The following is an 8,476-nucleotide window of genomic DNA, read 5'->3' on the forward strand; positions in this document are numbered from 1 at the left end:
CGCACAAAACAGCGCACAAACCTAAGCCACCCTTGACAAACTTAAAATTTTATCATAGGACAACTACGCCTAAAAAAGGCAAAAAAAGAAAATAAATTACCTTTTGTCTGGTTTTTCAACATAGAAACTCAGGTTATTATTGTTCCATGTCCTAGAATATATGATTAAAAAAATGGGACATTATAACTGTAACAAATATCGTATTGAGAACCTCTTAAATTTTTCGGATTAAATTTTTATAATTATGGACTAGCGAAAACTTTTATCTGTATATTTCTTTGCATTTAAAATCAATTTACATTAAAGTTGTTAGATTTTTTTTGGAAAAAGCACCTTTATTTACCCTTTTAAACTTAGATAAGAGCATTGATTGTGCTAGCCGACAGTTTATCCATCATTAAATATTACAAAATGAAAACACACTTGATTTTAAAAAAGATTAAAAGAATTTTTAAAGATGATTCGAAGCCATTAGACGACATTCATAAATATTGGAAGAAACCTGCTGATGGAACAAATAGACCATCAGACTACATTCTTAAAGATGAAAGGAGCAGGTATTTGTTAGAGAAAATACAGAATTTAGGAAAAGATATAAACATTTTAGAAATAGGGTGCAATGTAGGGAGAAATTTAAACTATTTATATAATAACAATTATACAGACCTTTCAGCAGTAGAAATATCTGAAGCTGCATTAGTTAAATTTAAAGATGTGTTTGGTGAAACTTATAATGCCATTTCCATTTATAATTCACCTGTAGAAGAGTTTTTTAAAGAGAATAGCAATTTACAATATGATTTGATATACACCATGGCTGTTTTAGAGCATATACATACAGACAGTGATTGGATATTTGAACATATGGTTAAGCAAACATCTAAATATATTCTGATAATTGAAGATGAAAATAGCATATCATGGAAGCATTTTCCAAGGAATTATAAGAAGATATTTGAGAACCTGGGTATGAAACAGATAGAGTTTGATGATTCCTTAATAGCAAAAGTTATTCATAAAGGCTTTGTTTATAGATTATTTGAAAAGTAAAATAACTACTGAGAATCAAGTGGTTTGTGAGCAATTAGACACTTACTTTTATACTATTAGATTTTTTGATTGCTTTTCCATCAATGATCTATTCCCCGTAGTTAATATACAATTCTTACCTCCTTTTACCAATGTATCTTGCTTAGGTTCAAGCTAATTGTAAAAAATTTTATAGGGTCAATAAAGCATTTTTCAATTAGTTAAATTTCAAATATTAATTTCCTTTCCTCCTCACAAACAAAGCCACAACAGCAGAAGTTATCACACCCATAATAAGTGCAAACACTGCACTTTGCCAGATATAAGTTTTCAAATTGAAATTATCATCTGCCTCTGCTTGAGTACTTAACCCCTGTTTTACAGCATAAGCAGAAACATTCTCAAAATATTCCGGAGAGATTAAATCATGAATTACCATCTGACTAAAAGGAGTTAGAAGCACGACCACAACGGTTATAATTAAACCTGAAATGAATCCCTGCTTCCAGCTCATCACATTCTTATAATGTTTCTTTCGTTTTTCCAGTAAAGCAAAAACATAAATCAGAATTGACGGGATAGCTACCAAATTGGTATAAGTAGCGTGATCGGCTATATTTTCATCATGCCAGCCCATGGCTTTTTCAAAATACATCCAAAGGAGCATCATAATCACAAAGATTAATCCCCATTTAATTTCAGTTAAGCGCTTTTGCATTCTTATCTTTCTTTTGTTGACTTACTAAATATACTCCAAAAAATATCATCAATGCAAATAGGGCTTTTTCCCATTTGAAAACTTCTTGTCCGATTAAAATAGTGATAAAAGTGGCAAATACCGGTTGCAAATAAATATAATAGCCGACTATGGTAGAATTCACATGCTTCAATGCCATGGCGTTTAAAAGATAAGCCAAAAATGTAGTGCCAGTAATCACATATACAATACTCCACCATATCTCCGAAGGAAAAGACTGAAATTCTACATCAAAAATGGGCACTATTCCAAAAGGGACAATCATTATAGTGCCAAAAAGAAAAACCCATTTTATTACAGTAATGGGCTCGTATCTTTGCATCAAAGGCTTTACCATTACCAAGTAAATACCATAGAATGTAGCGTTCAAGAAAATAAAAATGTCGCCTAAAAAGGCATCGTTTTCTAGGCTGACTTCCTTATTTAGCACCAATAATATAACTCCACATGCACCAATTAAAATACCAATGATTTTCCGCCAGGTAATTTTTTCATTTAGCAACCAAAAAGAAATCATCAATACGATTATTGGATTGGCTGTCATGATGATACTGGCATTAACCGGACTGGTCAAGCTTAAGCCATTGAAGAAAATCAGTTGATTTCCCATTACTCCAAAAACTGCACATTTAGCGAAAAGCCAATAATCTTTTTTAATTGTTACTTTTTCAGAAGATGTAAAGGCATGGTAAATCCAGAAGAGAACGGTCGCCACCGAAGCCCTTAATAAAATAAAAGCATTGGGACTCATATAATTAGGCATCACTCCTTTTGCAATAACATAATTTGCACCATAGATTAAACCTACAAGCGCCAATGCTCCATGAATTTGCCAAGTTTTATTCATTTGGCAAAACTAATGGAATATACGGATATTGCACTTTATTTAAAATTCAAAAATTCTAATTCACAACAGGTGTTATTTTGATAAATAATGGCTAATTACATATTTAATCTTAATAGTAAGCAATGAAACCTGTCAGGTTTTAGTTTATTTATAGTGTTTCAATATCAATTATAGGGTGCTAAATGCTAGTGTAAACCTGACAGGTTTTTGCTAGAACAGATAAAAGCTCTTTTTAAAGGAAAAAAATATGATGTTTGGAGAAGATAAACCATTAGCTGAAAGAATGCGCCCTACTAAACTAGAAGAACTAGTTGGACAACAGCATTTGGTAGGCGAAAAAGGAGTTTTAAGACTGACTATTGCACAGGGAAAGGTACCTTCAATGATATTTTGGGGACCTCCGGGAGTAGGTAAAACCACCATTGCCAATATTATTGCTAATCAGGTAAAAGCGCCATTTCAAACCTTAAGCGCTATTAGTGCAGGTGTGAAAGATGTTCGGGAAGTTATTCAAAGAGCTTCACGTTCCGGGAAAATCATTTTATTTATCGATGAAATTCACCGCTTCAATAAATCACAGCAAGATGCTTTATTAGGTGCAGTCGAGAAAGGAGTTATTACTTTAATTGGAGCTACTACTGAAAACCCATCTTTCGAAGTCAATTCTGCTTTACTTTCACGCTGTCAGGTTTATACACTCAAAGCATTGGAGTTAGAGGATTTAAAAGGATTGGTAAATACAGCCTTAGCAAATGATGAAAAATTAAAAGAGCTCAATATTAAAATCAAAGAATACGAAGCTCTCATTCAATTATCAGGTGGGGATGCTAGAAAATTATTGAATCTGTTCGAATTGGTAACAGATGCATTCGGAAAAGATGAGAAAATCGAAATCACCAATGAAAAAGTTCGAGAAATCGCACAAAATAGAATGGCGATTTATGATAAGTCTGGAGAACAACATTATGACATTATTTCTGCCTTTATCAAAAGCATCAGAGGGAGTGATCCTAATGCCGCACTTTATTGGCTTGCCAGAATGATTGAAGGCGGAGAAGATGTGAAGTTTATCGCTCGCAGGCTATTGATTTCTGCTTCGGAGGATATCGGTCTAGCTAATCCAAACGCATTACTAATAGCTACTAATACTTTTCAAGCCGTTAGTATGATTGGTTACCCGGAAGCGGAAATAGTATTAGCACAGTGTGTTACTTATCTTGCCTGTTCTCCAAAAAGTAATGCTTCCTATATGGCTATTAAAAAAGCAAAACAATTAGTTAGAGAGACAGGCGATCTATCGGTGCCTTTACATTTGCGAAATGCACCAACTAAACTAATGAAAGACATGAATTATGGTAGTGGATATAAATATTCTCACGACTTTCCGGGAAATTTTGCTTACCAGGAATATATGCCAGAAGAAATCAGTAAAAACACACTCTACATGCCTCAGGACAATGCTCGAGAGAAAGATTTTCGACAAAAACTGCAGAATCTTTGGCTAAAAAAGTATGATTATGACTAATCTAAGAATTATAGTATTTTTTTTATTAATTTAATTACCTACCTTTAATATTAATAAAAAACTAAGCAAAAACTATAACTGAAAAGAACATGGATCCAAAACTGGAAAAGTGGAAAGAGATCGAGTTTAATGTGGATCTACCGCATGCAAAATATGAAGTCTCGAATTACGGCAGGATAAAGAGTTATTCTACACGTGAAACCGGAAAAATCATAAAGGGATCAAACGTTAATGGCTATCAAGCCATCATGGTTCGTTTTGATAAAAGAATCACTCAAAGCTATTACGTACACCGTCTGGTTGCTGAATCATTTATGACCAAGGATAATGACAACCAAGTGTATGTAACTCATTTAGACTATGAAAAGTCTAATAATCATTTGAGTAATTTAAAATGGGTCTCCGAAAGAGAATTAGCCGACCACAATAATAAAAATCCCAAAGTATTAAAGAAAAGGGTAACCGGTTATAAATTAACCGAATCAGATGTGAAAGTGATTAAAAAAATGCTGAAAAACGAAAAGACTAGATATAGTCAAATTGCAAGGCAGTTCGGAATCACACATACACAATTGAATAGAATTAGAAAAGGACACAATTGGGGACATGTTACAATAGATGATTAATTAATAATCATTGCTTTCATTTTAAAAAAAAGCATGTTTCTTTTTTAGAAGCATGCTTTTTTAGTGTGAAAACCTATTATTTTATACCAATCATAAAATTATCTATCTGATTACAAAAGCTTCCAGCTATTCAATTGTTTATCCCGTAATTCTGCGCTAATTTTAGGCTCAAATTGGTTTACAAAATGCAAAGAGATAATATAATATTCGACCTCATTAAGAAGGAGCAAAAAAGACAGGAAACAGGTGTTGAATTAATCGCATCAGAAAATTTCACTTCCCCTGAAGTTATGGAAGCTATGGGCAGCGTACTGACTAATAAATACGCTGAAGGCTTACCAGGAAAAAGGTATTATGGAGGATGTGAAGTCGTAGATGAGGTAGAAAATTTAGCAATCGACAGAGTTAAGGAATTATTTGGAGCTACTTGGGCTAATGTTCAACCCCACTCCGGTGCTCAAGCAAATGCTGCAGTAATGCTAGCATGTTTAAACCCTGGAGATAAAATATTAGGTTTTGACCTATCGCATGGTGGACACTTAACACACGGTTCACCTGTTAATTTTTCAGGAAAATTATACCAGCCTTCATTTTATGGAGTGGAAGAGGAAACTGGTTTAATTGATTGGGATAAAGTTGAGGCTACAGCTAAAAAAGAAAAACCAAAAATGATTATTTGCGGTGCATCAGCTTATAGCCGTGAATGGAATTATAAAAAATTAAGAGAAGTAGCCGATGAAGTAGGCGCTCTTTTATTAGCTGACATATCTCACCCTAGTGGACTAATTGCTAGAGGATTATTAGATGACCCTTTGGATTATTGTCACATAGTAACTACCACTACTCATAAAACTTTGCGTGGACCAAGAGGTGGATTGATTATGATGCGGGATGATTTCGAAAACCCATTTGGCTACAAAAATCCAAAAGGAGAATTACGCAAAATGACGCAATTGTTGGATTCCGGTGTATTCCCTGGTACCCAAGGTGGTCCATTAGAGCATGTAATTGCTGCTAAAGCAGTGGCTTTTGGTCAATGCTTAACTGACGAATATTTCAATTACATATTGCAAGTGAAGAAAAATGCTGAGGTAATGGCTAAAGCATTTATGGAAAGAGATTATAAAATCATTTCTGGTGGAACGGACAATCACTTAATGCTAATTGACTTACGATCTAAAGGAATCACTGGAAAAATAGCTGAGGCTGTTTTGGGTGAGGCCGATATTACGATCAATAAAAACATGGTGCCATTTGATGATAAATCTCCATTTGTTACTTCTGGTATGAGAATTGGTACTGCAGCTGTTACCTCAAGAGGATTAGTAGAAGCTGATATGGAAAAAATAGTGAATTTTATTGATATTGTAATCACACAACATGAAGACAAGCAAAAGATTGCTTCAGTGAAGAATGAGATCAATGAATGGATGGTTGAGTTCCCATTGTTTAAATAGAGCCGAAATCACTTGCTTATCACAATCAAACATCAATTTTATCTAATTTTAATTTAGATTTCATATAATAATATATGCCAGCAGATCAACCACACGCGGAGATGAGCTTTTTAGATCATCTGGAAGCCTTTCGATGGCATATCGTTAGGGCTTTATCCGCTGTAGTATTATTTTCCGTTATAGCCTTTGCTTCTAAAGACTTTGTCTTTGGTACTTTGATTTTAGGTCCTTCCAGACCAGATTTTTGGTTTTACCAGATGGCATGTCAGCTGGGGCAAACCGTGGCTAATTCAACTGCATTTTGCATAGATGAACTTCCTTTCATTATTCAAAGTAGAAAAATGACAGGTCAGTTTAGCATGCATATTACCTCTTCATTTGTTTTGGGAATCATTCTGGCATTTCCTTATTTTTTCTGGGAAATGTGGCGCTTTATAAGTCCTGCTCTTTATGAGAATGAAAGGAATACAAGCAGAGGTGCTACCTTTTTTGTGAGCTTATTGTTTATGTCAGGGGTGTTATTTGGATATTATATAGTATCGCCAATATCAATTAATTTTCTGGCAAACTACCAAGTGGACCCAAGTGTATTGAATGAATTTGATATTGCTTCATATGTGTCAACTTTAACAATGCTGGTTTTAGCTTGTGGATTTATGTTTCAATTACCCATGGTGATTCTTTTCATGAGTAAAGCTGGTATAATCAACCCCCAAATTTTAAGAAAATACAGGAAGATAGCCATTGTGATTATTTTGGTATTGAGTGCTTTTATCACTCCACCTGATCCGATTAGCCAATTATTGATTTCCTTTCCGCTTTTACTTTTATATGAAATAAGTATTTATATTTCTGGTATTATCCATAAAAGAAAAGAGAAAAAAGAAGCAGCATTAAAAAAGATAGAAGATAGCTAAAAAATAAGTAGTATGCTTTTTGCTAATATACCAGGACTTACTGATTTAAAAGAACAACTGATAAAAGGGGTGAAAAATGGTAAAATTGCTCATGCCCAGCTATTTTGGGGAAAATCAGGAGCCGCTAATTTACCGATGGCGTTAGCTTATGCTACTTATTTAAATTGTGAAAATCCCACTGAAACGGATGCTTGTGGCGAGTGTAATTCTTGTCACAAAAATGCCAAATTCATCCATCCTGATTTCCAATTTTCATTTCCGACAGCTGCCAACGACAGCATAAAAGGTGATGACTCGAAGTTAAGTAATAACTTCATGAAATATTGGAGGTCTTTTCTTACAAAAGATCCATTTGCTTCCGTTTCCAACTGGATAGATCATATTGGCACTGGTAACAGGCAACTCAATATCGCAAAAGATGAAAGTAAAAACATCATCCGAAATCTTTCTTTAAAAGCCTTTGAAGGGAAATATAAGGTTATGCTGATTTGGCTACCTGAATATTTACATCCATCAGCTGCCAATGCACTTTTGAAAATTATCGAAGAGCCCTCAGATAAAACTGTTTTCCTTTTGGTTTCTAATAATAGAGAGAAATTAATCGGCACCATCATATCAAGAACTCAGGCCGTACATGTACCTAACTATTCTGATGAAGAAGTAAAGCAAATTTTAGTTTCTAAATACGAAGTAGCCGAAAATCAAGCCAAGCAGTTAGCCCATATTTCTCAAGGCGATTTGCACAAAGCAGTAGAATTGATCGATGATGTATCGGATGATGCACAACAAGAATTTGAACAGTGGATGCGAGAATGCTGGGCTAATGATTATACCAAAATGGTTAAACGATCAGATGATTTTCATAAATGGGGCAAAATGAATCAACAACAATGGCTGGTTCATGCTGAAAATATTTTGAGGGAATCATTGGTAGCCTTAATGCAAAGCACCGAATTGATGAGAGTTCCTGATGAACATGAGCAATTTGTAATGAAATTCAGCAAGACCTTAAGCCTTGAAAAGATTGCTCAAATGAATGAAATTCTCAACAAAGCGATCTACTATTTAGAAAGAAATGCCAGTGCAAAAATGACTTTGCTTAATGTTTCTCTTCAACTATCTGCTATTTTAAGACGGAAAGCCTAAGGCTTTTTTTCTTTTAACCACAGAGATACACAGAGTATATCGCAAAGTACACTGAGCAGAAGCCCTATTTAAATTGAAACAATTCTTAATCATAAATAAAAAAACAGTTCTCTTTGTGTAACTCAGTGTAAAACTCTGTGAACATTGTGGTTAAAAAAAAGAGGTTTATAAA

The 8,476-nt window shown here is 34.1% G+C and carries 8 protein-coding genes; 6 read left to right on the forward strand and 2 right to left on the reverse strand.

Annotation, left to right across the window (positions count from 1 at the left end):
- The first annotated feature begins 411 nt into the window (after positions 1–411).
- Entirely contained in the window at positions 412–1,050 is a 639-nt protein-coding gene (locus tag Q0L29_RS10685) for a methyltransferase domain-containing protein (RefSeq protein WP_296621539.1), read from the forward strand.
- A gap of 214 nt (positions 1,051–1,264) precedes the next feature.
- Here Q0L29_RS10685 and Q0L29_RS10690 read toward each other — a convergent pair whose 3' ends face one another.
- Both Q0L29_RS10690 and Q0L29_RS10695 read right to left on the reverse strand, forming a co-directional pair.
- On the reverse strand, positions 1,265–1,747 hold the full coding sequence (locus tag Q0L29_RS10690) for a DUF4199 domain-containing protein (protein WP_296621540.1): 483 nt from the start codon (positions 1,745–1,747) through the stop codon (positions 1,265–1,267).
- The gene (locus Q0L29_RS10695) at positions 1,728–2,633 is read right to left on the reverse strand and encodes a DMT family transporter (RefSeq protein ID WP_296621541.1); all 906 of its coding nucleotides are present in this window, start codon (positions 2,631–2,633) and stop codon (positions 1,728–1,730) included. The genes Q0L29_RS10690 and Q0L29_RS10695 overlap by 20 nt, the downstream gene beginning before the upstream one ends.
- A 247-nt stretch (positions 2,634–2,880) precedes the next feature.
- Here Q0L29_RS10695 and Q0L29_RS10700 point away from each other — a divergent pair, with 247 nt between their 5' ends.
- The 5 genes from Q0L29_RS10700 (at position 2,881) to Q0L29_RS10720 (ending at position 8,304) form a co-directional block, all read left to right on the forward strand.
- Positions 2,881–4,158, forward strand: a complete 1,278-nt coding sequence (locus Q0L29_RS10700) for a replication-associated recombination protein A (RefSeq protein ID WP_296621542.1) — start codon at positions 2,881–2,883, stop codon at positions 4,156–4,158.
- Positions 4,159–4,247: 89 nt separating this feature from the next.
- Entirely contained in the window at positions 4,248–4,784 is a 537-nt protein-coding gene (locus Q0L29_RS10705; protein ID WP_296621543.1) for an NUMOD4 domain-containing protein, read from the forward strand.
- A gap of 185 nt (positions 4,785–4,969) precedes the next feature.
- Positions 4,970–6,241: a serine hydroxymethyltransferase gene (gene glyA, locus Q0L29_RS10710; protein ID WP_296621544.1), complete on the forward strand. Its 1,272-nt coding sequence runs from the start codon at positions 4,970–4,972 to the stop codon at positions 6,239–6,241.
- Between the two features lie 74 nt (positions 6,242–6,315).
- Positions 6,316–7,158, forward strand: coding sequence for a twin-arginine translocase subunit TatC (gene tatC, locus Q0L29_RS10715; RefSeq protein ID WP_296621545.1), 843 nt, complete (start codon positions 6,316–6,318; stop codon positions 7,156–7,158).
- A gap of 12 nt (positions 7,159–7,170) precedes the next feature.
- Positions 7,171–8,304: a DNA polymerase III subunit delta gene (locus Q0L29_RS10720; protein WP_296621546.1), complete on the forward strand. Its 1,134-nt coding sequence runs from the start codon at positions 7,171–7,173 to the stop codon at positions 8,302–8,304.
- Positions 8,305–8,476: the final 172 nt, after the last annotated feature.

The sequence above is a fragment of the Marivirga sp. genome (genome assembly GCF_024636815.1).
In the GTDB taxonomy this organism is placed as follows: Bacteria; Bacteroidota; Bacteroidia; order Cytophagales; family Cyclobacteriaceae; genus Marivirga.

What these genes read in the sequence shown, in the direction of transcription:
- Q0L29_RS10685 (WP_296621539.1), top strand. Translation starts at nt 412, where the DNA reads ATGAAAACACACTTGATTTTAAAAAAGATTAAAAGAATTTTTAAAGAT.
- Q0L29_RS10690 (WP_296621540.1), bottom strand. Translation starts at nt 1,747, where the DNA reads ATGCAAAAGCGCTTAACTGAAATTAAATGGGGATTAATCTTTGTGATT.
- Q0L29_RS10695 (WP_296621541.1), bottom strand. Translation starts at nt 2,633, where the DNA reads ATGAATAAAACTTGGCAAATTCATGGAGCATTGGCGCTTGTAGGTTTA.
- Q0L29_RS10700 (WP_296621542.1), top strand. Translation starts at nt 2,881, where the DNA reads ATGATGTTTGGAGAAGATAAACCATTAGCTGAAAGAATGCGCCCTACT.
- Q0L29_RS10705 (WP_296621543.1), top strand. Translation starts at nt 4,248, where the DNA reads ATGGATCCAAAACTGGAAAAGTGGAAAGAGATCGAGTTTAATGTGGAT.
- glyA (WP_296621544.1), top strand. Translation starts at nt 4,970, where the DNA reads ATGCAAAGAGATAATATAATATTCGACCTCATTAAGAAGGAGCAAAAA.
- tatC (WP_296621545.1), top strand. Translation starts at nt 6,316, where the DNA reads ATGCCAGCAGATCAACCACACGCGGAGATGAGCTTTTTAGATCATCTG.
- Q0L29_RS10720 (WP_296621546.1), top strand. Translation starts at nt 7,171, where the DNA reads ATGCTTTTTGCTAATATACCAGGACTTACTGATTTAAAAGAACAACTG.